26 protein-coding genes are annotated in these 24,153 nt (G+C 39.7%); 15 read left to right on the top strand and 11 right to left on the bottom strand.

Annotation, left to right across the window (positions count from 1 at the left end; translation table 11 throughout):
- The first annotated feature begins 372 nt into the window (after positions 1-372).
- Both IGI49_RS13135 and IGI49_RS13130 read left to right on the top strand, forming a co-directional pair.
- On the top strand, positions 373-861 hold the full coding sequence (locus IGI49_RS13135) for a DUF3788 domain-containing protein (RefSeq protein WP_429964849.1): 489 nt from the start codon (positions 373-375) through the stop codon (positions 859-861).
- On the top strand, positions 848-1,315 hold the full coding sequence (locus IGI49_RS13130) for a GyrI-like domain-containing protein (protein WP_429964848.1): 468 nt from the start codon (positions 848-850) through the stop codon (positions 1,313-1,315). The genes IGI49_RS13135 and IGI49_RS13130 overlap by 14 nt, the downstream gene beginning before the upstream one ends.
- Before the next feature lie 101 nt (positions 1,316-1,416).
- Here IGI49_RS13130 and IGI49_RS13125 read toward each other — a convergent pair whose 3' ends face one another.
- Together IGI49_RS13125 and IGI49_RS13120 are read right to left on the bottom strand one after the other, a co-directional pair.
- Positions 1,417-2,154 (bottom strand): helix-turn-helix domain-containing protein, encoded by a 738-nt coding sequence (locus tag IGI49_RS13125; RefSeq protein ID WP_429964847.1) that lies wholly within the window; start codon positions 2,152-2,154, stop codon positions 1,417-1,419.
- A gap of 378 nt (positions 2,155-2,532) precedes the next feature.
- Entirely contained in the window at positions 2,533-4,332 is a 1,800-nt protein-coding gene (locus IGI49_RS13120) for a glycerophosphoryl diester phosphodiesterase membrane domain-containing protein (protein WP_429964846.1), read from the bottom strand.
- 203 nt (positions 4,333-4,535) lie between these two features.
- On the opposite strand from IGI49_RS13120, the gene IGI49_RS13115 reads away from it, so the two are divergent.
- Both IGI49_RS13115 and IGI49_RS13110 read left to right on the top strand, forming a co-directional pair.
- Positions 4,536-5,285 carry a MarR family winged helix-turn-helix transcriptional regulator gene (locus IGI49_RS13115; RefSeq protein ID WP_429964845.1) on the top strand — a complete coding sequence of 250 codons (750 nt, stop codon included), beginning with the start codon at positions 4,536-4,538 and terminating at the stop codon, positions 5,283-5,285.
- Positions 5,286-5,329: 44 nt separating this feature from the next.
- Complete coding sequence (locus IGI49_RS13110; RefSeq protein ID WP_429964844.1) at positions 5,330-7,093, top strand: ABC transporter ATP-binding protein; 1,764 nt, start codon at positions 5,330-5,332, stop codon at positions 7,091-7,093.
- A 51-nt stretch (positions 7,094-7,144) separates the two neighbouring features.
- Here IGI49_RS13110 and IGI49_RS13105 read toward each other — a convergent pair whose 3' ends face one another.
- The 4 genes from IGI49_RS13105 to IGI49_RS13090 all read right to left on the bottom strand — a co-directional run bounded on the left by IGI49_RS13105 (position 7,145) and on the right by IGI49_RS13090 (position 9,257).
- Complete coding sequence (locus IGI49_RS13105) at positions 7,145-7,432, bottom strand: DUF1648 domain-containing protein (RefSeq protein ID WP_429964843.1); 288 nt, start codon at positions 7,430-7,432, stop codon at positions 7,145-7,147.
- A 409-nt stretch (positions 7,433-7,841) separates the two neighbouring features.
- The gene (locus IGI49_RS13100; RefSeq protein ID WP_429964842.1) at positions 7,842-8,150 is read right to left on the bottom strand and encodes a hypothetical protein; all 309 of its coding nucleotides are present in this window, start codon (positions 8,148-8,150) and stop codon (positions 7,842-7,844) included.
- Between the two features lie 399 nt (positions 8,151-8,549).
- Positions 8,550-8,969, bottom strand: a complete 420-nt coding sequence (locus tag IGI49_RS13095; protein ID WP_429964841.1) for a hypothetical protein — start codon at positions 8,967-8,969, stop codon at positions 8,550-8,552.
- A gap of 27 nt (positions 8,970-8,996) precedes the next feature.
- Entirely contained in the window at positions 8,997-9,257 is a 261-nt protein-coding gene (locus tag IGI49_RS13090) for a hypothetical protein (RefSeq protein WP_429964840.1), read from the bottom strand.
- A gap of 302 nt (positions 9,258-9,559) precedes the next feature.
- Between IGI49_RS13090 and IGI49_RS13085 the strand changes: the two genes are divergently transcribed.
- The 4 genes from IGI49_RS13085 (at position 9,560) to IGI49_RS13070 (ending at position 14,947) form a co-directional block, all read left to right on the top strand.
- Positions 9,560-10,411, top strand: a complete 852-nt coding sequence (locus IGI49_RS13085; protein ID WP_429964839.1) for an aminoglycoside 6-adenylyltransferase — start codon at positions 9,560-9,562, stop codon at positions 10,409-10,411.
- 153 nt (positions 10,412-10,564) lie between these two features.
- On the top strand, positions 10,565-12,181 hold the full coding sequence (locus IGI49_RS13080) for a PTS transporter subunit EIIC (RefSeq protein ID WP_429964838.1): 1,617 nt from the start codon (positions 10,565-10,567) through the stop codon (positions 12,179-12,181).
- 3 nt (positions 12,182-12,184) lie between these two features.
- Entirely contained in the window at positions 12,185-13,516 is a 1,332-nt protein-coding gene (locus IGI49_RS13075; RefSeq protein ID WP_429965005.1) for a 6-phospho-alpha-glucosidase, read from the top strand.
- Between the two features lie 45 nt (positions 13,517-13,561).
- Positions 13,562-14,947, top strand: a complete 1,386-nt coding sequence (locus tag IGI49_RS13070) for a gluconokinase (protein WP_429964837.1) — start codon at positions 13,562-13,564, stop codon at positions 14,945-14,947.
- A gap of 90 nt (positions 14,948-15,037) precedes the next feature.
- Here the strand turns inward: IGI49_RS13070 and IGI49_RS13065 are convergent, their stop codons facing one another.
- Together IGI49_RS13065 and IGI49_RS13060 are read right to left on the bottom strand one after the other, a co-directional pair.
- Complete coding sequence (locus tag IGI49_RS13065; RefSeq protein WP_429964836.1) at positions 15,038-16,180, bottom strand: CapA family protein; 1,143 nt, start codon at positions 16,178-16,180, stop codon at positions 15,038-15,040.
- Between the two features lie 38 nt (positions 16,181-16,218).
- Positions 16,219-16,941: a MurR/RpiR family transcriptional regulator gene (locus IGI49_RS13060; RefSeq protein ID WP_207700692.1), complete on the bottom strand. Its 723-nt coding sequence runs from the start codon at positions 16,939-16,941 to the stop codon at positions 16,219-16,221.
- Between the two features lie 765 nt (positions 16,942-17,706).
- Between IGI49_RS13060 and IGI49_RS13055 the strand changes: the two genes are divergently transcribed.
- A complete protein-coding gene (locus IGI49_RS13055; RefSeq protein WP_429964835.1) occupies positions 17,707-18,261 on the top strand; it encodes a hypothetical protein in 555 nt (184 codons plus the stop codon).
- A gap of 180 nt (positions 18,262-18,441) precedes the next feature.
- Here IGI49_RS13055 and IGI49_RS13050 read toward each other — a convergent pair whose 3' ends face one another.
- Positions 18,442-18,819: a hypothetical protein gene (locus IGI49_RS13050; protein WP_429964834.1), complete on the bottom strand. Its 378-nt coding sequence runs from the start codon at positions 18,817-18,819 to the stop codon at positions 18,442-18,444.
- A 283-nt stretch (positions 18,820-19,102) separates the two neighbouring features.
- Between IGI49_RS13050 and IGI49_RS13045 the strand changes: the two genes are divergently transcribed.
- From IGI49_RS13045 to IGI49_RS13035, 3 genes are all read left to right on the top strand, one after another.
- Positions 19,103-19,795 carry a MarR family winged helix-turn-helix transcriptional regulator gene (locus tag IGI49_RS13045; RefSeq protein WP_207700689.1) on the top strand — a complete coding sequence of 231 codons (693 nt, stop codon included), beginning with the start codon at positions 19,103-19,105 and terminating at the stop codon, positions 19,793-19,795.
- A 20-nt stretch (positions 19,796-19,815) separates the two neighbouring features.
- On the top strand, positions 19,816-20,247 hold the full coding sequence (locus IGI49_RS13040; RefSeq protein WP_207700688.1) for a GNAT family N-acetyltransferase: 432 nt from the start codon (positions 19,816-19,818) through the stop codon (positions 20,245-20,247).
- A 198-nt stretch (positions 20,248-20,445) separates the two neighbouring features.
- Positions 20,446-20,604 (top strand): hypothetical protein, encoded by a 159-nt coding sequence (locus tag IGI49_RS13035; RefSeq protein WP_207700687.1) that lies wholly within the window; start codon positions 20,446-20,448, stop codon positions 20,602-20,604.
- Between the two features lie 240 nt (positions 20,605-20,844).
- Here the strand turns inward: IGI49_RS13035 and IGI49_RS13030 are convergent, their stop codons facing one another.
- Both IGI49_RS13030 and IGI49_RS13025 read right to left on the bottom strand, forming a co-directional pair.
- Positions 20,845-21,027 (bottom strand): hypothetical protein, encoded by a 183-nt coding sequence (locus IGI49_RS13030; RefSeq protein WP_429964833.1) that lies wholly within the window; start codon positions 21,025-21,027, stop codon positions 20,845-20,847.
- 71 nt (positions 21,028-21,098) lie between these two features.
- A complete protein-coding gene (locus IGI49_RS13025) occupies positions 21,099-21,182 on the bottom strand; it encodes a leucocin A/sakacin P family class II bacteriocin (RefSeq protein WP_429965004.1) in 84 nt (27 codons plus the stop codon).
- A 297-nt stretch (positions 21,183-21,479) separates the two neighbouring features.
- On the opposite strand from IGI49_RS13025, the gene IGI49_RS13020 reads away from it, so the two are divergent.
- The 3 genes from IGI49_RS13020 (at position 21,480) to IGI49_RS13010 (ending at position 24,091) form a co-directional block, all read left to right on the top strand.
- The gene (locus tag IGI49_RS13020) at positions 21,480-21,932 is read left to right on the top strand and encodes a hypothetical protein (protein ID WP_429964832.1); all 453 of its coding nucleotides are present in this window, start codon (positions 21,480-21,482) and stop codon (positions 21,930-21,932) included.
- A 226-nt stretch (positions 21,933-22,158) separates the two neighbouring features.
- Positions 22,159-23,013 (top strand): glycosyltransferase family 8 protein, encoded by an 855-nt coding sequence (locus IGI49_RS13015; protein ID WP_429964831.1) that lies wholly within the window; start codon positions 22,159-22,161, stop codon positions 23,011-23,013.
- Positions 23,014-23,095: 82 nt separating this feature from the next.
- Entirely contained in the window at positions 23,096-24,091 is a 996-nt protein-coding gene (locus tag IGI49_RS13010; RefSeq protein ID WP_429962504.1) for an IS30 family transposase, read from the top strand.
- Positions 24,092-24,153 lie beyond the last annotated feature (62 nt).

The raw sequence follows: 24,153 nt of genomic DNA, 5'->3' as shown, positions 1-24,153 counted from the left end.
GTGTTTGTTGCAAAAAGCAGAGAAAAGAAGAAAAAAATCGATGCTTTTATACGAAACAGTCAAAGCGTCTTTTCACTATTGAGGTCTATCATTCCAATAATAGTTTGTCTACAGATTAATTTTCCAGAGCACCGTCTATTAGGGAATGATCTGCAGGCAGCTGTTTCAAACGGACTACTATTTTTCGTTTCGCGGAATCTTGTGCTGTGGACGTGGATTGGAAGGAAGCACTGAAAAGTCAGCGAATAAAAGAGAACTATGTTGAAATAACTTAAAATAGAAAGCCAAAGAAGAGTTAGCGGAAAAATGCTAGCTCTTCTTTTTTATGGAAAAAGAGCATTGGAGTGCAAGCCGAGGGGGAGATTATTGGGTATGATAAAAGAAAAAGCAGGTGATGAAATGACTTGGAAGAAATGTTTTCCGGCTAAGACTCAGCCAACTAAGGAGCAAATAGTTGCCTTCATTGATAATCCCCTTTGGATTCAATTCAACGATTATCTTCAGCAGGCCTATGAAGTAGAACCTAAGTATAGTTACAGTGGTTGTTCCATGCAGGCGGGCTGGAATATAAAGTATGTCAAATCTGGAAAGTCTTTATGTACGCTTTATCCAATGGAGGGCTATTTTATCTCATTAGTAGTAATTGGGAAAAAGGAGATGGCGTCAGCTGAGGAGCTAATGCCGCTAGTATCTCCTTATGTTCAAAAAGTATTTACAGGAGCCAAAGTAGGGCAGGGTCAAAAATGGTTAATGCTGGACATGAAAGAGGTGGCAGTTCTAGAAGATACGCTGAAGCTGATAGCTTTGCGTCAGGAGCCGCAGCATCAAATAGAATGGAGGATAAACAATGACGAGGATTAGCAAAATCATGGTGAAGCAGCTGCCGGAAATGCAACTACTTTCTCTTCGACGAACGATTCATTTCTTTGAGGAGTACTCGGACTTTGTGGGAGAAGCTGTGACGGAGATTTCTAAACTAATTGCTGAAGCCGACAGCTTTCCTAGTAGTGGCCCGATTGTTTGCTTTCACACGATTGATTTAGAGGAGCTAGACGTTGAAATTGGTTTTCAAGTGGCTGAAAGGATTGCGGGGACAGATAGGATTACAAGTGCCAGCTTGTCAGCTCGGACAATTGTTGCAGCTATTGACTTAGGTCCTTATGAGCAGTCAGATCCTGTAGTGGAGGAATTGATGAGCTGGATACCTGCTCATGGATATCAGCCAGCTGGTGGCATATACTATTACTACCTGAATGACAATGACCGGCCTGAATCGGAGCTTTTGACCGAAATGTATATTCCTATTACACAATAGAAAGAAAAGATAAATCCCTCTGTAATAAAGAAAGAGAGGATTTGTCTTTTTGCTATCTATTCTAAAGTGAAATCTATTTTACCGCTGAATGAACAGTTGCCTTAGTTTTCTCCTACTGAAAATTCTTTTTTTGCTAACAACCCATCAATAAGCTTCTGATGGGTTGTTTTATTGTCTTCCATGTAGGACGCCATTAATTCGACTGTTTCAATAGAAGTTTGAGAGGTAATTGGTAATAAATGGCCCTTTTTATCAATTTCCATAAGATAATCAGCATCTGTTAAGAGTACTTCTTTAGGAATTTTCACATAGAGCTGACCTGCGGAATCAAGTTGAGTTTCGCAGTGGTCCACTTTAGCAGCTAGAGTAAATTGATTTTTTAAGTAGAATAGATTCGCTGCATATACACGCGTGGTAGAAGCAAGATAAGTAATTTCTTTTTCAGTTTTTTCATAAACGGTTAGATACTCTTCATTAGGTGTCCAACCTTCTTGGGATAAATATTCATTATAATGATCGGCTTGTTTAGTCAAATACTGACCATATATCACATGAACCAAAAGAAGAATAATGGCGCCAATAATGATTCGTTGATAAATCCTTCCAGCTCTCAAATTTTTCGAGAGGTGATTTGTCATCTTATGATCCTCTCTCAGCAATTGATCCAGTGAAATATCCAACAGGTCGCTAAGTTGAACAATGGTTGTCAGATCTGGATAATTCCTCCCCACCTCCCAACCAGAAATTGTTGACCGTGAGACGTGCAATCGTTCAGCCAATTCTTCTTGGGTCCACTTTTTCTCGGTTCGTTTCTCTTTAATTTTTTCACCAATAATCATTTTCTCACTCCTCAATGTTAGTGTAGATAAAAAAGGAGAAAGATACTAGATGAATTATGTGTCTGAGGGAAAAAAAGCTGACACGTATCGTATCATTGCCAATAATCAACGAAAATAGCGAAGCACCTGCTTAATAAAGCAAGTTGCTTCGCTGGTTATGCTTTAGCCTTAAGATCAAAAGGACGAGTGCACCTTAGCTTAGCCGGTTAAAAGGCTTGAAGAAGCAGTAAGCTTGAAACTAAAATTGACAGGCATAGAACGAAAGAGCCCAGTAGAAAAAAGGCTTTTGGTTGTTTAGTAGCAGCCTGACTGGACGTCGGTTGGTCAAGGAAATACTATGAATATTAAAGCTGACTAGCACGTATCGCTCATTTTTTCTTAGCCGATCCCTGTTACAAAATAGAATAATTTATCGGCATAGGTTGGATCCTTCAGATCAGTTTTAATCGTCTGATTCAACAATTCCAAATTATCTGTCACAATACCATCCACTCCATAAAACATCATCCGAGTCATGGTGTCCTCGTCATTCACTGTCCAAGCAAAAACATCTTTGCCATCATCATGGGCAGCATCAATAAAGTTGCGATTCAAGGTGGTGTATTCCATCGTAAAAAAATCCACTTTGGAAATCGGAGGACCGACAATATTGAAAGGCATGATATAGCCAACATAAAATTCCGGTGCCTTTTCCTTCAATTGCGTGGCAACATTAAAATCTAGTGTCTGTAAAATAGAATGATGATCTAAAATCGCCTGCTTGTATTTTTCAATAAAACGATCTACCATATCAGGACTGTCCTGAGGAGTTGCCTTGATCTCGATCATCAAAGGTTGATTGATTGCTTCAGCCTCTGCCATATAATCGTCAAAAGAAACCAGTGGAGCACTTTGACCATTTTCTTTTACCTCAAGTTTTTCTAGTTCATTTAAAGTCAGTTGATTGGGCCGCTTGTTGACACCTGTCAAGGCTTGCAAATTAAAATCATGCATGACGACAAATTGCTTATCCTTGGTTTCTTGAACATCCATCTCAACATAAGAAGGGTGCAATTTCGCAGTTTTGCGCAGTGCAGTTAAACTGTTCTGGACGCCATTACCGTCAGAAACACCACGATGGGAAACTGTTTGAGGCGCCTTTAAGGAATAATTGCTAAGGTAGTTAGTATTGTAAGTACCAACACCGATTCCAAAGAGTACAGCCACAACAACAAATAAAGAAACTTTCCCAAAAGACCAGACTTCCTTAGGTGTATCCTGTTGAAACCAGTCAGGCAGCGTGTTTAGCAAATTGTTGTCATCCATGTAGGAAATTGTAATGTAAAAAATACCAACTGTTGAAAGAACAATATTCGCCAAGAAAATAAATTGCATTACTGTCATGGCAACCACTGCACTAGGTAGAGCATATTCAGGCAATTTCATCTCAATTAGGCTTAATACTAAGAAGACGGCACCATAACTAAGTGAGGCCAAAAGTACAACAGATGCACTAATCAAAAGGAATTGTCCCAAGATCCTCAGGAAATTCCAACCCTTAGTAGCCTCCCAGCTTTCCTTAACGGCTTGCTTAAACCGGCGATCTCTCAGAATCATTTCCGGTAAAGCAAAAATGAAACGAATTGAAAAGTAGATCAAGACTAGATAAGCTACTACTACTGAAGCAATGATGGCCACTCGATTAGCAAAAATATAATCTAAAATGAAGGCGGGAATTTTTACCTTCGCCAGCAAATCCGAATTAAAGTTCAATCCACTAAAGGGTAAAATCAACAGGAAATACACTAAGAAAAATAAGATTGTGGATACCCGAATTTTTTTTAGCTGAATTAAAGTACCGGTTAAAAGCTGCCTCAAGGAAATGGGTTCTTTCTTTTTAATAAAGAAAACACTAATCAGCAAAAAGGTAAATTCGAAAAATACCCCAATCAAAATCGCCAACAAGACGGCAATCAAGGAAACCAATACTCCCGGATGATCTCGAAAAATAATTCCCAAAGAATCATACGATAAATAATCAATGTGCCCGCGCCTTAAAATAAACTTAATTAGGCTGGTTAAAAAGGGCAAAAGTACAAACAGCATAAAGCCGTGCAGCAGCAGAACATCCCGAAAATAGGCCGTCGTATTGCGTAGAAAACGAAATAAGTGCAGAAAACTATTCTTTACATAAACCATTCAAACATCTCCAATTGTCATAAATCCAATCCATATTCTACTAGAATCCGTAGAACAAGTCCTCTTATTATAGCAAGGAATTCGATTTTTATTGAATATTTTACTTTGAGGAACGAAATCAGTTGACAACTGTTCGGTACCGAACTATAATGAAGAACGTTAAATAGTTCGGCACCGAACTAAAAAGGAAAGAGGAATCTATTATGAGTCAATTTACCGATAATTTAATGAAACAGATGCGTTTTATTAGTTCAGCAAGTAATGCCTTCATGGGTCAAAGAAAACAACACTTAACTGGACAGCTACGGGTTTTAGCTATTTTAGAAAAAGAAGATGGATTAATCCAAAGCCAGCTGGCTGAAATTTTAGATTTGCGTCCCAGCTCGCTAGCAGAGCTGTTGAAGAAAATGGAAAAAAGTGGCGATGTTGTTCGCAAAGAAGAAGAACAGGATCGCCGTTTGAAACGGGTCTTTTTAACTGATCAAGGCAGAGAAAAAATTTCTAGTTTAGCAGGCAGTGGTAAAGATCAAAGCGAAGATTTCTTTGCTGGTCTAACTGAGGAGGAAAAACAGCAGTTCAGCGAGTATTTACAGAAGATTGCAGCTGGCTGGGATAAAAAGTTTCAAGAACAAGCCGAGCGCTTTGTTGACCCTATGGACCGTTTGCGGCAAATGCAGGATTTCCGGGAACAGTTTGGTGATTTTGATGGTGACTGGCGCAATTTATCACGGGACGATCGTCGCAAATTCCGTGATGAGATGCGTAAGGAAATGCGAAACAATCCGTTTTGTGGGGGACGTCGCGGTGGATTCCCTAATGGTTTTCCACGAGGAGGCAAGCCTGAGTTTCCACAAGATTTCTGGGGCGGCGGCTTTGGTGGCGGCCCTCGTGGACCGAAGCCTTTTGACGAAGACCATCGTACAGATGAAAACGACGAATGGAAAGATTTTTAGTAGAGAAGACTTCTGGTGAATGGCTCAGAAGAGGAGGATTCAAGATGGATCGAAGGATTGAAGAGGTAACGGAAATGACGGGGAAACCCGCCTTTAAATTAAGAGATTTTATTCGCTTAATTAACAGTGTCAACCCTAAAAAGTTTTTATTCTTTTTGGGCATTGGCTTAAGCTTAGTCACGAGTGGTGCCAGCTTAATTGTACCGCAGCTGACTAAAGGACTGATTGATACTAGTGAGTTGGCCCGAATTGACAGTAAGATGCTGGTTGTATTGATCTTAGCCTTTGCTGCGCAATTGGGATTTGGAACGATTGGCGGTTTTTTATTGCGTTATGTTGGTGAAAGTGCTGTAAAGACTTTGCGAGAAAGACTGTGGAGTCATCTATTGAAATTACCAGTGGGCTATTTTGATGATCATAAATCTGGTGAAAGCAGTTCACGGTTAGTCAATGATACATCGGTAATTAAAGAATTGGTGACTTCTCAATTTCCTAACTTTATTACCGGAGCCATTCAATTAGTTGGATCCATGATTATTTTGTTTGTAATGGATTGGAAAATGGCAGCCTTGATGTTTTTGGCGGTACCAGTGATGGTTTTAATTATGCTGCCAATTGGTCGAATCATGATGAAAATAGGCAAGCAGCTTCAGTCAGCTACGGCAGATTTTAATGCTGAAGCTAGCGAAAAGCTGTCAGAAATCCGTTTGATTAAATCCAGTAATGGTGAAGAATTTGAGAAACGCAGTGGTGGCGAGTTTATCAATCGTATTTTTCGCCTTGGGGTAAAAGACGCTAAGGTAGAAGCTGTGTTGCAGCCAATCATGATGACTGCAATGTTGGGTTTATTCGTCGGAATTCTTGGCTATGGTGCGGTTCGGGTCCAAGCTGGTACTTTAAGCAGCGGTGAATTAGTAGCTTTCCTTTTATACTTGTTCAATATCATTATGCCAGCAGCCACATTTGCTACCTTCTTTTCACAGGTACAAAAAGCTATGGGTGCTACAGAACGGATTGAACAAATTCTAGAAACGTCAGTTGAACCAGTAGGTCAAGGCAAAGAAATCGTTGTTGCAGGAAAAAACATTGGGGCTGAAAACCTCTCCTTTGGTTATACTGCTGAACGTCCTGTTTTATCTAACGTTTCTTTTGAAGCCAAACCTAATACGGTGATTGCTTTTGCTGGACCAAGTGGGGGCGGAAAATCCACGATCTTTGCTTTGCTGGAACGTTTTTATCAACCAACCAGCGGGAAAGTGCTGATTGATGGTCAGGATATTCAGGAGCTTGATTTGACTCATTGGCGTTCTCAAATAGGGTACGTCTCTCAAGACAGCGCTGTTTTTGCGGGGAGTATCCGTGACAATCTGCAGTATGGATTAGAACGAACCTTGACCGATGAAGAATTGTGGCACGGCTTGTCTTTGGCTTATGCAGACCAATTTGTACGAGACTTTCCAGAGCAGCTGGAAACTGAGTTAGGAGAACGAGGCGTCAAACTATCTGGTGGTCAGAAACAACGGATCGCCATAGCTCGGGCTTTTTTGCGAGATCCCAATGTATTAATGCTAGATGAAGCTACTGCCAGCTTAGATTCCCAGTCTGAGGAAAAGGTACAACGAGCACTGGAACAACTGATGGAGGGACGAACAACATTAGTGATTGCTCATCGTCTTTCTACTATTGTAGATGCTGATCAGATTTACTTCATCGAAAAAGGTGAGGTTACCGGACATGGCTCTCATAGTGAATTGATGCAAACCCATCCGTTGTATGCTGAGTATGTAAAAGAACAAGTAGTGAACTAAACAAAAAGACCATCGTTTTCCCGTAGGGAGCGAAGGTCTTTTAAGCTGTAATCAAACACTTACAATAATATACAGAAATAACCCGCTAATACCTAGTAGCGCAATGCCAGCATAAATTAGAAATTTGTACTCTGTATTTTTCCACCCCTGCAGGCCTAAAATCAGACACAACAGCGGTAAAATTAAAACGGCAATATTTTTGGAAAGTGTGTAGTTGACGGAACCATCTGCTGCCCATTGCATCGGAACAGAGGTCGGTAAAAAGTACCAGAAGGTTCCTGCGAGAATCAACGTGCCAAGAATAATCAGAGCAAAGATCGTTCTATAGTTGGGATTCATGTCCTAAGCCTCCAATTGAATTATTTTGTGTTGATCCTATAGAAGCAAGCATAATAAAGGAGTATCCTTGATTCGACCATCCTTTTTTTGCTAGGATCAAAAATACTGCCAGCGAGCAAACGATGGTCTATCAGCCACTGGAAATCCCCTGCAGCAGAAGCTGCATTAAGCTCTGGGAAAGACCGAAAATGTCCCTACTTAAAAAAATGATAGGTGAAACCGAGAACGGTAAAAAAACTATCGTGGTTTGAAGACATCAAAGGTGGATCCAATAATCACCGCTTTAGTTAAAAGCAAACTTAGCAGCTAATGATTTGAGTCAGCATTTCCTTAAAATCGAAGGGAAATTAAAAAGAATAGCTTCGATTTTAAGGTTTTCAACTGCTTCAGCCTTTGATTTTAAAGGTAGTTAAAATTGTGAGAAGATCAAATCATTAACACCAATAAAATTGAGTACATATAGAAAAAGCACCAGACCGTATATAATAGTTGAGAAGAGGATCAGAGCATAGCGAATCGAAATATAGTGATAAGCCGGATTTGTTTGGATTTTGGCCGAGCGTTTTCCCTGATAGCTGAAGCTCATAACTAAAAGAATCAACGTGAACAGCACTTGGAAGACAATACCCAGTAGGTAAACACCGCTAAAGGGCAGGCGTAATTGCAGGAAATAGACAGCCGCAGTGATCAGATCAATCACGATCGCTAAAATAGGCATTCTGGAAACCTCGTTTCGTAAGTATTGACTCACAATATAGCATAAAAAGGCCGAAAAAAATACGAACAGAATTGTTCTCCTGTTTAAAGCTTAGAACTTATCCTGTGGATAAGTTGTGAATAAAATTCAGGGTTGCATCTCTTATCCTAGAATCAAAGATAATTCAACAGAAAAACTTTGATTCTAGGTCAAATTCAGCTTCTATATGTAGTTTTGCACATGTGGATAGAGAGAAAATGAGGAGGGATAGTGTGGATAGATAAGGTATTTTCCACAAGTTATTCACAGGTTATCCACAGTCGGTGGATAACCTGTGAATAAAAGGAAATCGCTTTGAATAACATACGAACGTTCCGAAGGCAAAAGCTCCAATAAATTTTTAGTATCCAATAAATTTTATCACCTAAGTGAAAATACAAATAAAGCCAATGCTAAGGCTGCTGCACCAAAAAGGCTAAATAGAACAATCAGCAAAGTTCGACCAGTTTTGTTAGGTATAGTAGTAGAAAGCTTAATGCCGCCAACAGAAAGCAGGACAATCAATCCAAACAAACTCATGCTAATGAGCGGGAAAAGTCCAACTTCCATTGAAAAATAAGCACCGACAAAAGGGAACAGACACTGAACCCCAATCAAAAATAAGATCAGGAAACTCACCAGCAGCAGATATTTAACGGTCTTATTTTTTATCGTCATGGCCGCTGCACCACCAATAAGACTTAGAACAACCGTTACGATCCCAAATAAGATTAATGAAGCAACAATTGCCAAAAGAACGAAGAGAATCAACGGCATTAGAACGAGTATGACATGAAACATCGAATCCACTCCTAGCTGAAAGATTTGTTAATAAAGATAGGTAAGCAGCAAAATAATCAGGAATCCAATGAAAAAGGGTGGGATATACTTGAGAATGAAATGGCTAAATTTTTTGCCAGCCTGTCGTTCAAGCTCATACTTTGGATCAGTGCTGTCTTTAATAAATTCATGGGGGAACCGAGCAAGAAAAAGTCCTTTGGTGATCCTTGTTAAAATAGCTAAGAGCAAGAGAATTCCCGTACAGGCAAGGCCTGCAAATACAATTTGTTGAATTGAATAGATATCCATGCTAATTACTATCCTTTATGTAGGTGAGAGATAAATGAGTTCTTTACTGATAGTATAAGAGAATAGTTGGTGAATGTATAGAGCGGGGGCGACTTTACCCGCCAGAAGATGTGGACTGCTTTTAGAAATAAGACTACTGAAAAAAACGATCTCTTTTTTAAGGCTTTGAAGTAGGGAGACTAAAGAGTGTAAAAGAGATTCTGAAATGAGAATCTAACATAAAAAAACCGATGTTGCTTTACCTGAAAAGGAATGCCTATAATAAAATGAATAGTTAGTGTCACGTAGAAGGAGGGACTGTGTTGGAGAATAATTTTTATGATCAGTTCATTAAGCGATTTGCGGCTGCTGGAAAAGAACGATCTGATTTAAATGCTGCTTATGTAATTGGTTCTCGCGCAAGAAAAGAGCATCCAGCCGATCAGTGGTCTGACTTGGATATTTTGCTGTACACGGATCAGCCAGAGTATTATTTGGAAGCAGCCGACTTTGTCTCTTCTTTTGGAACCATTTGGAGTTCTTTTTCTACTAAAACCTTAGGCAATGATGCGGAACGATTAATTCTTTTTGAAGGTGGTTATCAGGTAGATCTAGTGGTAAAAACGGCTGTAGAATTTGAACGCTACATTACCGAAGGGAAAGTTCCCTGGCTGTTTAAACGGGGAACACAAATAATTGTAGATAATACAGGGACAGCGGCTAAGCTTTTGCCAGAAAAAACAGTACTGCCGGAAAAGCAGCCGCTTAACCAGCAGAACTTCGATCAGGTTAATCAAATGTTTTGGTTTGTAACGATGTATATCGCTAAGCAATTGCTGCGAAAAGAGAATTGGTCGGCTAAGGTTCGTGAAATGGAATACAAAATGATTCTTTTGCAGGTAATTGAATGGTATGAACAGTCGTTACATGGTTTGGAGTACGATACTTGGCACGGTGGTCGGTTTCTTGAAAAGTGGGTCGAGCCAGACCTTTATCAGGCCATTGCTGGTACGTATGGAAATTTTGAATTGGCTAGTCTTTGGCAGGCTTTGATAGAATCTATGGAGTTGTTTACCCAACTGACACAGGCAATCTGTGCGAGAGAACAGCTGACTCTGGATAGTAATTTAGGTGAAAACATAACGAATTGGATAAATGGAAAAAGAGCAAAATAATTAGAAGGCTTCCTGATCAATCAAAATCAGGGAGCCTTTTTCTGAAACAGATTCCAAATACTGAAACGCATTCCTGTGTAAGCGTTATCCATATGATTTACAAAGTTTCTTCCCTATAATGAATCCATCAAAGACAAAAAAGGAGACAGTGAAATGAAAGCGAAGATAATGGATACCATGCAGAAATTTTCCAAGGCGATGTTTGTGCCCGTCTTGATTTTGCCAATTGCTGGTTTGTTGATCGCAATTGGGAATGTATTTACTAATCCGCGATTGATTGAGCAATTTTCATTTTTAGATAATCCAATCACGATGGGATTCGGCAGTATTTTATCAGCTTCTTTATTACCAATTTTAACGAATTTAGGTATTATATTTTGTGTCGGAATTGCCTTAGGTTTAGCTAATAAGAAAAAAGCAGAGGCAGCCTTTACTGCTTTATTGGGTTACCTAGTGTTTTTGTATGCTATGAATAAATTTATGGAGCTGCGAGGCATGCTGGTGGAACCAGATGTATTGCAAGGCTCTGGACAAGCGATGGTCTTAGGAATACAAGTGCTGGATATGGGGGTTTTTCTAGGAATCATTTTGGGGATTGTGGTGGCCTTAATCCATAATCGCTTTATTGATACGAAATTTAATAATGCTTTTCAGGTATACGGCGGTGCTCGTTTTGTCTTTATCGTATTGATTCCAATTTTAGTTTTGTCAGCGATTGCACTTTCTTTTATCTGGCCGATAATTCAGCAAGGAATTGACAGTTTAGGCGGAGTGATCAAAGAAACCGGCAATTTCGGAATCTTCTTATACGGTTCTTTAGAACGCTTGCTGATTCCAACAGGCTTGCATCACTTGATTTACACACCATTCCTGTACACTTCGTTGGGCGGAGTAGCAGAGGTTGGCGGACAAGTTTTCGAAGGCGCCCGCAACATCTACTTTGCGGAAATTGCCGATCCAGCTGTTCGGGTATTGTCTGGCAGCGTCATCTGGGATGCTCGCGGAATTTCGAAGATGTTTGGTTTGATTGGTGCGTGTTTAGCAATGTATCAAACAGCCAAGCCTGAAAATAAGACGAAGGTGAAAGCAATTTTGATTCCAGCAGTAGTTACTTCCTTCGTAGCTGGAGTTACAGAACCGATTGAATTCTCCTTTATGTTTGTTGCACCGATTTTGTTTGTGATCCATTCGGCTTTAAGCGGATTAAGTATGGTAGTACTAAACATTTTTGGTTCACGAGCAATTGGTCCCAACGGCTTTGTTGATTTCTTGCTTTACAATTTACCGTTGGGAGTAGAGAAGACCCGCTGGCCAATTTATATTGCAGTTGGCATTGCGTTTTTCTTTATCTACTATTTCACTTTCCGTTTGTTGATTACTAAGCTGAACTTGAAAACAGTTGGTCGAGAAGACAGTGGAAAAGAAACGAAGCTGTATTCGAAAAAAGAGTACAACGAAAAAAATGCGGCAGTTCCAGCTGGGGTATCCGCTGTTGCGTTAGAAGCAGCCGATACAGGAATCTCAGCAACGATTGTTGAAGGCTTAGGCGGCGAAGCAAATATTAAGACGATTGATAATTGCTACACTCGTTTGCGTTTGAAGCTGCAAAATCCTGAACTGGTAGATGAAGCCTTATTAAAGGATCAAACCAGTGCTAAGGGTGTCATCAAAAATGGTGAAAATGTTCATGTGGTTTATGGATTGACCGTACCACAAGTGCGAGAAGACTTAGAGAAATATTTAGGCAGAGACCCAGAAGGAGACGAATAAATGATGAATAAATTTTCAGTAGTAATTGCCGGTGGCGGCAGCACCTTTACACCTGGTATTGTGATGATGTTACTAGACAACAGTGATCGTTTTCCATTGAGAAAGCTGAAGCTGTACGATAATGATGGTGATCGTCAAGGGATTTTAGGTGAAGCCTTAGCGATTCTCTTAAAGGAACAGGCACCAGAAATAGAGTTTTCTTATACTACCGATCCTGAGGAAGCCTTTAGTGACATCGATTTCTGTATGGCCCACATTCGTGTCGGAAAATACGCTATGCGGGAAAAAGATGAGAAGGTGCCGTTGAAGCATGGTGTCTTTGGCCAAGAAACCTGTGGACCTGGTGGGATTGCTTATGGCATGCGCAGTATTACCGGCATGCTGGAGATCATTGACTATATGGAAAAATATTCACCTGAGGCTTGGATGCTGAACTATTCCAATCCAGCAGCGATTGTAGCAGAAGCCTGTCGTGTCCTGCGTCCTGCTTCTAAAGTCCTGAATATCTGTGATATGCCAGTAGGAACGCTGCGCCGAATGTCGCAAATTGTCGGTAAAAAGCCAGAAGAATTAGAAGTTCGCTATTTCGGGCTGAATCACTTTGGCTGGTGGACCAGTGTGAAGGACAAAGAAGGAAATGAGTATTTGGATCAAATTCGCGAGTACGTCGCAGAAAATGGGTACTTGACTCAGATTGAAGTAGACACGCAGCACACGGATCCAAGTTGGCAAGAAACGCACAAAAAGGCTAAAGATATTTTAGCTGTGGCACCGGAATATTTACCAAATACCTATTTGAAATACTACCTATATCCTGATTACGTAACGGATCATATGCAGGAGCATCCTGAATATACTCGGGCTAACGAAGTCATGGCAGGTCGGGAGAAAACTGTTTTTGATCATGCAAAAAACATTATTGAGAATGGCTCAGCAAAAGGAATTGCTTTTGATATCGATGCGCATGCGTCGTTTATTGTAGACTTAGCGCGAGCAATCGCCTACAATACTCATGAACGGATGGTTATGATCGTTGAAAATAATGGGGCAATTACCAACTTTCCAGACGATGCAATGGTAGAAGTACCATGTATTGTAGGCGTGGATGGACCTGAGCCGTTGACACAGGGCTATATTCCAGCCTTCCAACAAGCATTAATGTTCCAACAGGTTACGGTGGAGAAATTAGTGGTCGAAGCGTATGTGGAAAAAAGTTATCAGAAAATGTGGCAGGCTTTAACTTTGTCTAAGACCGTGCCAAGTGCTCAGGTTGCTAAAGAATTACTGGATGATCTCATTATTGAAAATGGCGATTTTTGGCCAGAATTAAAATAGAAGCGAAAAAGGCACGCCGCGGGCTGCCTTTTTTGAGATTGAAGGGTGAGCAAAGTGACAAAGGCTTTTTTAGGAATTGATGTAGGAACAACGGCAATTAAATTAGGAATAATTGCTGAAAACCAGCTGCTTTATCAGACGGCGATTAACTTGAAAACCTACGTAGAAGGACCGATAAAATATCAGCAGTCAGCTGAGCTGGAGCAGGCGTTTGTTCAGGGGATTAAAGAGATTCCCACTGAGCTGCGGCAACAGGTTGAAATGATCAGCTTTAGCACAGCAATGCACAGTGTCATGCCGGTAGTGGATGGTGTGAAGGGAAAGATTTTTATCTGGTCTGACGAACAGGCCAGTCAGGTGATCGAGGAATTTAAACCCACTGACTTGGCGAAGCATTTTTATCAAAGAACGGGTACACCCATTCATCCTATGTCACCGTTTGCCAAAATCCTATACTTTGGTCAACAAAAAAGCTACCCGAAAAATGTTCATTGGTGGGGGATTAAGGAGCTGTTGATGGAATACTTTACGGGAAAAGCTCGAGTGGACTATTCCATCGCCTCGGCCACTGGCTTGTTTAATTTGGAAACCCAAAAATGGGATTCGGAAATATTGGCGTATTTAGAGGTAGCTCCAAAGCAATTGGCAGAACTGACGGACACAACGGCGGCCTTTCCTATCCATTCAGCAGCTGCAGCTAATCTAGGTTTGCCTGCTGAAGCAAAGGTTATTACAGGAGCCAGTGACGGTTGCTTGACAGCCTATGCCAGCTTTTATCGTACCGGTAATACCAGCAGCTTAACCATCGGAACCAGCACGGCTGTCCGCAATATTACCGAGCAAGCTCATTTTGATGAGGAAAAGCAGAATTTCTGTTATTATCTGGATCGCAAGCATTATGTAATTGGTGCACCGTCTAATAATGGCGGCTGTGTTTTAGCTTGGGCAGCTCAAGCCATCGGTGAGCCAGCTACTTTTTATCAGCAGCTGCCGAAAACTTTGGCAGCCTCTCCTCTTGGAGCAAAAGGCTTACGATTTTTCCCTTATTTAAATGGGGAACGCGCCCCTTTTTGGTCATCGAATAAAAAGGCTGAATTTAAACATTTGACGATTGAACATACGAAGGCCGATATGATACGTGGAGTGTTAGAGGGCATGCTGATGAATGTTCGTATCCTAACTGGTATGGTAGGTGCCCGTGGTGCTTTATCAGTTAGCGGCGGATTTTTTCAAACGTCAGCTTTAACTCAGATGACTGCGGATCTTTTAGGTCTGTCTTGTATGTATGCGGAAGAAAACGAACCCCTTTTTGGTTTGTATTATTTGATTCAGCAGCCCGAGCGGATAGTAGAGGCAGGTAAGACCTTTGTGCCAGATGAGTCTTGTGCCAAGGAGTATCAGATGCTTGCAAAGGAATATTTTAAGGAGTAAAAGCAAAAACTTCCTACTGTTTTGGGGGTTCTTTCTGAAGTTGTGTACCAAAATTTCAGAAAGAACCTCTTGAGACAGCAGGAAGTTTTTTTAATAAACCAGCTCTACTTTATCATTCATAATTTCATTTACTCGATTGATGAAGTAGTCTCGTGACATGTCTTGTCCGTTGTAAATATGCAGCATGTGCTGATTAGCTAATTCATCTGTATAGTCCTTTAAAGCATAAACTTCATAAGTTTGATAGTTATCGCCGATATAGGTAATGGTTGGCCAAAAAGTGACATCTTGGAAGCTGACCTCTTCCGTGGCTTTGTTGTAGCTGATTTTCCCACGGGCCATCCCTCCTAGCATTTGGTCACTTTCGTTTTGAGAAGAAAGAAAATTACCTAAGGAATAGATTACTAAGGTTTCATTGCCGCTGCTGCCAGAGATATAATCCATCGGTTGAATTACGTGAGGGTGTCCGCCAATAATTACGTCTGCGCCTGCATCACTTAAAAGTTGTGCCAAGCGTTCTTGTTCGGCATCTTGAACAGACTGATACTCTTGGCCCCAGTGCATGCTGACTATTTGGACATCGCTGATTTGATTCAGCTCCTCCATGTCTGCTTTCATTGTTTCATCATCAATAAGATTCACCAAGTATTCTTTGCCTAAGGGCAGCGCATAGCCGTTCAAGCCATAAGTATAGGTGGTAAACCCAACTTTTACTCCGTTTATTTCTTTTACCTTCAAGCGGCTGTCCCGTGCCGATCGCTGCGAGCCGGTGACCGTCATATCCGGATAATTCTGTTCTAGATAATTCAACTGACTGACAACACCGTTTTCGCCGCGATCCATTGAATGGTTAGAAGCTGTTGCCAGCCAGTTAAAACCTGCGCCATGAACGGCATCCAAGATTTCTGTAGGACCATTAAAGGATGGGTAACCGGATAAACCTAGTGCTTCGCCGCCACAAATTGTTTCCTGATTAATGTAGGAAATATCAGCCTCACTGGTTAAATAGCGGGTTGGTTCGTACATATAATCAAAACGGTAAGTTCCGTCTGCATTCTGATTGTTTTTATAAATAAAATCGTTAATCAAATTGTCCCCAACTGCTGAGAAGTATATTTCTACGGGTTTTCCGTCACTTCTACTGTCAATCTGCAAGTCTCTTTTTTCAACCTTGCCTTTGGAACACCCAGACAAAACAATCACTAAGACAATAAATGCTAACAACTTTTTCATTTGCCAAAAACTCCTTGTTTTTTAATTAACCCAACTTCTCATTCCTGAACAAATTCCTGAACGATATATTCTAATAACAGCATCAACTTCCCAAAAAAACTGTTGTATTTTATATTTTGACTATCTAACGGTCGCTCATCTGCTACCTCAAAGCTGATAGTAGCCAATTGTTCCGCTCGTGAATGTAAATTGCCAGTAAAAAGAATATTGGGAATATTCCTTTCCTGACAGAAGGTCATCTTCTCAATTACCTTTTGAGTTTCACCTGATTTGGAAATACTGATGAGCATGCTGATATTATCGGTATTGTTGCTGATGATCCCCGAAGAATCTCCTGCACTGACAAACAATGTTTTGATCCCATTAACCAGCAGCTTCTTATGTAAGTAATCGGCAATAATACTAGAAAAGCCAGTGGCGTAGATAGTCACAAATTTATCCTTATTAAGGGCGTAAATTTCCTTCATTACGCGGATAGAAGGCTCGATCTTCTTAGTATCAATATTAAAGTCAATGGTCGCTGAAACGCCTTGGCTGCTAGGACGAAACTGATTTTTGAGAAAATAGAACAGCTCCAGATAGCCCGAAAATTCCAATTTTTGTGCCAAACGGACAATCGCTGCTGGTGAAGTGAATAAGCGTTGAGCCAGTTCACGTAAGGAAATTCCTTCCAACTGATCTACATGGCTGATCAAGTATTCAAGTATTTCCTGCTCATTGGCCGAAAGCTTTTTCCCCTTCATAATAAGGTCTAAATCCATCTTGCCCCAACTCCCTTAAAAATAAGTATAGCATAACAAGCATTATTGAATAGTAAAAAATAAGGGATCATCTGTGGGTAAGAAGGATTAATTTTTTATTAAGAAATGCTGAGACTAGCGTTATAGATAGGGTAAACTAGAGAGAAGGCAGAGGAGGAATTCCAATGATGAACTTGAAATTTGTATCTGAGAAGAAGCAGCTGCGTAAACAGCCGAAACGAAATACAGAACTGCTGACCGCGCTGCAGAGGGGAGAATAGCATGTCAAAAAAGCAACGTCCACCTACTTTTGGGAAAAATTACCGAGCTGTTTCATTCGTATACAACAGTTCTGCGAATTTTTGCACTCTTCGCAGCTGTTGGCTTCACAGCATCGCTTCTTATTCGGGCAACCATGAAACATTTAGGGAAGAAAAAGGCTGCTCAGAGCAATGAACTTCATAGAGTAGCAATGCATAAAGGAAAACAGTAGAAGGAGAGGCCTCAGAGTAAAATCTGTGGTCTTTTTTTTAGGGATGAGAGTCCTAAATTCTTCAGAAACAAATTAGAAGAGAGTAAATTCAGGCTAAAAGCTACAAAATACGAAAGGAATATATTCATTTTATAAAAAAAGCTGAAATCTGTTTATTTTGCGTTATATTTTGTACTCAAATAAAACGGACTAAAAAAATCTGGTAAGATTATACCTAAAAAAATTGAAAACGAGTAATTTTCATGTAAAATATAAATGGGAGAGAAAAAATGAAAATTGGAAAGAGGTTAATTATGAAAAAGAAAATGGTTTGTATTTTTTTTGCCACAGTAACAATGTTAAGTCTAACAGCCTGTACAGGCAACCCAAGAAGGGCATCTAGGCCCAAGCCAACGGAAGAAACTTCATCGACTGTTGTTGAGTCCACAAAGGAAACATCAAGCTCAGAATTACTAGAATCATCTAGTTCAGAGCTGCCAGAGACTGGAACTACCAGTTCATTTGGAAATTCTAGTAATTTCTCCCTAATGGTGGAAGCTGCCCAGTCGCAAGTTCCAAGTTTGATGCAGCAAGTAGGAGGCATGTATTCAGATATTGCTATTTCTGAGGGAGAAAATAGTACGCTTATCTATACGTATACCTTTGCGCAAGATCCAGGAGTTGAGGTTGATGGCGAAGCATTAAAGCCAACAATGGTAAAAGGATTGAAACCAGTAATTGATGGAATGAAGGGTATGTTCCCAGATGTCAAAGTGCAAGTAATCTATCTGAGACCTGATGGATCAGAGCTTGTGAACTTTGTTATTACTCAAGAGGATACCAATCAGCTAGCCGATGAGCCAGCATAAAGCAACTTTCTTAAATTGAGTTATACCAGATAGGAAAAGCCAGCAATATACAATAAATAACCAGACAGATTTTCTGTCTGGTTATTTATTGTATCTAGACTGTTTGTTTAAAGCTGGTTTACTTCTTTCATTAAAAAAAGTTTGTCGGATAAAATTGCTCAAATTTGAGCTAGTCACTTATTAACTACCTGTTTGTCTCATCTGCGGATAAAACAGCGAACAAAGCGAATGCAGGATAAGTCCTAGTAAAAGCATTGCAGGCATCCAAGGCAAAAGCATCATCAGCATTGCAGGTATAAGCAATCCGATAATCGCAGAACCTGCCGCAAGATTGAGTGTTGCTGAAATAATAATTTTCCAAGCTCTGTTCAATTTAGTACCTTCCCAAATTAACGGATAAAGAAGCGTGAGTACACTACTAGCAATCATTCCGCAAACTACGGTTGTTAGCAGAATTCCCAACAGTTGGTCTGTTCCCCTTACTATCACCATAATTCCCGTTAACCAACCAAATATACCTAACACTGCCTGTCCAAATTTCACACTGTTTTTTTTCATAATGAATTCCTCCAAATAAGTTTTTCTTTTGATTGAATTTAGAATAGCACGGGAAATTTAATGAGAATATCTATTTTTGATTTGTTGCAAGATTTGATACGTTTGTTGCAAGCAAAAGGAATACATTTTTTTAATCCTTTAAGGGGTCTATTTGATAGCCTTTTCTTAGATATCTAAGTTATTTAAATAAAAAGATAAGGAAATTCATTGACAAAGGTTAGGTACCTAAGTATAATTCGATTTATCAAAGGTTAGGTACCTAAGTAAATGAGGAGGAATCACTATGAGTGAGTATACAAAAGAATTATTGCAGCGGTTGTCCTATGTTGGTCAGGCTAGTCGTCGAGTGATGGATGCTGGAAAATGTGAGAAAAAAGCTCCTACACAACAGCTTATTTTAGATATTTTGGCAGAGGAAAATGGATTAACTTCAGGTGTTTTGGCAGAAATACTGGATGTTCGACCAAGCTCATTAACGGAAGTGTTAAACAAATTAGCAAGACGTGGGGAAATTGAACGACGCGAGGATGAAACAGACAAACGGATTAAGCGTGTGTATATCACAGACGAAGGTCGTAAGAAGGTCAGTCCTTCGAAGCAAAAAGAAGAACGATCAGAAAATTTCTTTGCTGGTCTAACGGTAGAGGAACAACATACATTGGATCAATTGTTGAATAAAGTAATTACTGGTTGGAGTGAAGAGTTTGGTGATGGTCCTGATTTCCCGAACAATCCTTTTGATGCCATTGAAGCCTTAAAAGAAATTCGGGTGCAATTTGATCCAATGATGAATGATTTCGGCCGCATGACGCCTCATGAACGACGTAAATTGAAACGAGCGTGGAAAGAAAAAATGCGCAATGAATTCCGGGGGCGGGGTTTTGGTCCTAATCACTTTGGGCCTTGGGACAATGATCCAAGAAACAATGCTTCTGACGATCAAGCCCCCCATGAAAATGATTGGGAAAACTGGTAAAAAGCAAGGAGGTTTAGTGGATGGAGATAAGAATTGCTGAACATTTTAGTAAAGAACATTTTGGTGCCGTGAAATTGCGAAAACAAGTACTCGGCAGCAAAATCGATTATAAACAAGAAGAAAAGTTGATTGTTTTTGTAGCAATTGAAAATGGGGAAGTCGTCGGTACAGCTTCTGTCCAGCTGTACCGCTGGCGGGTCGCCCGTGTGCGGCAGGTCGCTGTGTTACCAGAATATCAAGGCCAATCTATCGGTGATCAGCTGATGGCCAGTTGTGAAGCTTTTGCCAAGGCACACAATCATCCGAGATTGGTATTAACAGCTCGCAAGGTTTCAAGCTTGTTCTATTTGAAGAGAGATTACCATATTTTTCTATTTTCTTTCAAGCGACAAGCGATTGATTTCTTTTGGATGACGAAACGACTTGATACGCTGGAAACAATTGAAGCTTAAGGATTATTTGACTGTCAGTAAAGAATTATTCGTGCCCCTCCCAGTATTTGATCAGGAATAAAGGATATGAATGTCGATTTTTTCCGCACCCAACGATTCAAAAGCGGATTGTTTTCAACCAGAGGGCTTCGCGCTGAAAATCAAAGGTATCTTTTAGAATAAGCAGCGATTTTACTATCGGAGTAGGAGGAATTAATGATGAAAGAATTATTTGCACCAAAAAGAGAACAGCTTAAAGAAAACAAGCTGACGTTTAAAGAATTGGAAAAATTGAGGATCGAACTTGAGGCCAAATCTTGGCTCTTTGCCACCTCAATCGGATTGGTGAAATCCAATCGAGAGTATGACTTTGGATAAGAAAACATAGCGATTCGTCCAGACTTGTAAAGGTGATGGAGGGGTTGCTTTTTATTTTTTCGTACTGAAATTAATTTTCAAAGGCAAGACATCCCTATTCATCGATTTAAAGGGGCTTAAAAGTAATATGAGTTGAAATAAGTCCATATCCCATAGTAAAATCACGCAACCTTTTTTGATCTGTTTTTTTTAGTTCATCGAGGATGTACAGATATAACAGTCTATTTTCTTTCGGAAAACTCATAGGTACCATAAATTCTCATTATAGCTCTTATAAATGCGCGCACAAACACTCAGCTCATCAGAACCCTCATGCAGCATTTTTGCACTCTCCAAAAGGGTTTCCTTGTACTTTGCCGGCTGATTTGAGAGATCTTCGTTGTATGATTTATCAATCAATTCGAATAGTTTACTGTCTTTCAAATAAAAAACTTCCTTCCCAGAATTTATTTTTGACGTATATTTTGCAAGCCGCCAACTAGAGAATTGCCCCATTAATCTAAGCTTTCATTCCACGATTGGCCCCAATTAACGGTACAAGTATATTTTCCGCAGTTCACTCCATTGCCATAATAGATACCACCAATGATTTTTTGTGTTTCACGGATAGTTAATTTGTGTACCTTTTTTATAGATACTCACTTTCTTTCCTGCTAATTTTTTGATACAAGCTGATTATACGGCTTAATGTTTCCGTATAGTTAAAATAATCCTGAACCTATGAAGAATCAATCGTGAATAGTTTTTCGAATGATTGTACTTCCTGATAAATGAGTAAGATCCTTTCGGTAGATTTAGGTATAGGATGATTGATGATATAATTGTCTTGATCGATCACTGACAAGTTGCTTATCTAAAAGTGAAAGAGGAGTAGTATGAGAAAAAGGAATGGATTAATAGTTGTTGGTTTTATCGTATTTTTATTTATACTTTTTGGAATGAGCAGTATTGGAAAAGATTCTTCTGTGCCAGCCCCTAACCGATCATCTGGGTCTTCTTCAAGTAGCAGTGCTAATGGCCAGCCAGTTGAAAGCAGTTCTACATTGTCAGAAGAGAGTAGTTCTTTAGAAGGCTACTATTGGGAGGGTTACCTAGATCAGCGGGAAAAATTTCAGAATCCTTTAGAGGAAAAGGAGTACAAGGATATTCTATTTTCTAGTGAGTTAACGGATGCGATAGCAGGATCAGGGTATATGTGGTATAGAGTAGATGACGTGGTTACTGAGATTCCGGATGGTAGTTATGTGAAGGTTACTTATGAAGGACCCATATTGGAGGTATATCCAGCCATTTTTGCTAAGGTTGTAAAAGTAGAAATACTAGAATAAAAGACTGAAAAGCTGATCGTGCACTAGATCCGGCTTTTCAGTCTTTTTTGAATTTAACCAGCTAACAGTTTACAACATAGTATTGAAATTTTTGGTATTGGCCGGTTGTTTCCCAAGTTTGGGAAGAAGCAGTAGATCAAAAAAACTATGTTATATGATAGAAGTGGAAAGATCTTCTACTAGGGAGAGCAAGAAGTCTCTTATAAAGAATTTTTGGATGTGAATTATGAAGAAAAAGGCAGTCGTTTACTGTGTTACTGGGCCCCACATACAATTAGCTGCAGTATCAATTGCTTCAGTTGTACACAATTATGAGGGGGAAGAACCTCTGGATATACTAGTTGTTGTTAGTGAGCTGGGAAACCAAGAAATAATAAAATTGAAAAGTATCGCTAAATTTTATGGAGAGAAAAACGTATCTATTAGTATCTGGTATCCCCCTGAAATAGTAACAGGAATAAAAAATTATAGTAATTCGCGGTTTCCAGAAGTCACATTGTGGCGATTATTTCTGCCTTCATATTTTAGCAGCTATGACAGTATTCTGTATTTAGATAATGATACGATTGTTTACGGTGATGCAACTACCTTTTTTGAGCTTATATCCGAAGAAAAGGCGATTGCTGCAGTTCGAGATTTTTATTTTACGATTATTAGCGATAAAGAGGATAGTGCAGAGCATTTCGGTGTTCAGACGATGAAGAACTATTTTAATTCCGGGTTTATCCTTTTTAATGTTGCTAAGTTCAACGAGTTGATCACTCCTGAAGAAATTTTAAGTCTGATAAACAAAAACGAGTTCCTTTATTTAGATCAAACAATCCTAAATATTCTTTGTGAAAAAAGTGTTCGCTTATTGCCTTATGAGTATAACTATCAAAAAGACGATCGTTGGTTATTTAATTGGGCCCAAAGTACAAATCCAAACAAATTCTTAGAAATACATAAGGCTAGAGAACAGGTAAAAGTAAGACATTTTGTTGAATTTGAAAAACATTCGATGCCATGGGAGCATCTTTCTACACTGGATCAGTGGGAAAGAGATTTTTGGGATTATTTGTATCTTGAATTTACAATTTAAGTGCAACACATAAAAAATGACTCATAACGAATTTCCAACTAGAATAGGTCTGTCGAAGAACACTATCAGGAGGAATTCAATTATGAGCCACTACACCCATCTTACCATAGTCGAGCGAGAAAGGATTTTTCTGCTCCATGAAAATGGCTGTTCTCTTAGAGAGATTGGTTCTGACATCCATCGAAGCCAATCGACAATCTCTCGTGAACTGAGTAGAAATAGTGAAAAAGAATACTCACCTTCCCATGCGAATAAGAAATATAAAGTACGCAGAAAAAATTGTGGACGACATAAAATCCTAGATGATTCACGGATTTGGTCAATCGTCCGCCGGTTATTTGTCGATCTTCAATGGTCGCCAGAAGAGATTTCTAATCGATTAGCTTATGAGCAAGCCGATTTTCACATCAGTTTTGTGACGATTTATCGGGCAATTTATAATGGAACGTTTGACATCACTCCATTGTCTAAAGGAAATCGCGGTTTAGTTCGTTCTTTACGTCATAGAGGAAAAACGCGTCATACTAAGAACCATACAGAAACTCGTGGGAAAATCCGAATCACTCACTCTATTCACGACCGTCCTGAAACTGCTGAAAAACGGAGTGAAATTGGGCATTGGGAAGCTGATACAGTGGCTGGGAAAACAGGAGGTGCTTGTTTAGTGACGCTAACTGACCGGAAATCTCGTTTTCTTATAGCAGGGAAAGCACTCAAGAAAAATTCTCTTTACGTTTGCGAAAAGATGACAGAACTATTTAATACTGTTGATAGAGAGCTTGTCAAAACCATCACTCCAGATAGAGGAAAAGAATTTTCTAAACACTTCGATGTCACCCAGTCTTTGGAAGGCGTTCCGTTTTATTTTCCTGATCCTCATGCGCCATGGCAACGCGGAACGAATGAAAATACGAATGGATTGATTAGGGAATATCTACCGAAAACAAAAGAAATGGATACCGTGGAAGATACAACGATCTATCGAATGGTTGAAAAACTAAATAGCAGACCAAAAAAATGTTTAGGTTGGAAGACACCTTATGAAGTCTTCTTCAATAAAGTGTTGCACTTGATTTGACAATTCGCCATACAATAAAGAAAATGGATGAGGGGGCAAATAAGTCAAACCTCTGAGCTGAT

Origin of the sequence: Enterococcus sp. AZ071 (assembly GCF_050499065.1) — a bacterium.
GTDB classification, from domain to species: Bacteria; Bacillota; Bacilli; order Lactobacillales; family Enterococcaceae; genus Enterococcus_A; species Enterococcus_A ferrettii.
Note: the sequence above shows the minus strand (reverse complement) of the source record. Positions and strands in the feature narration are given on the sequence as shown.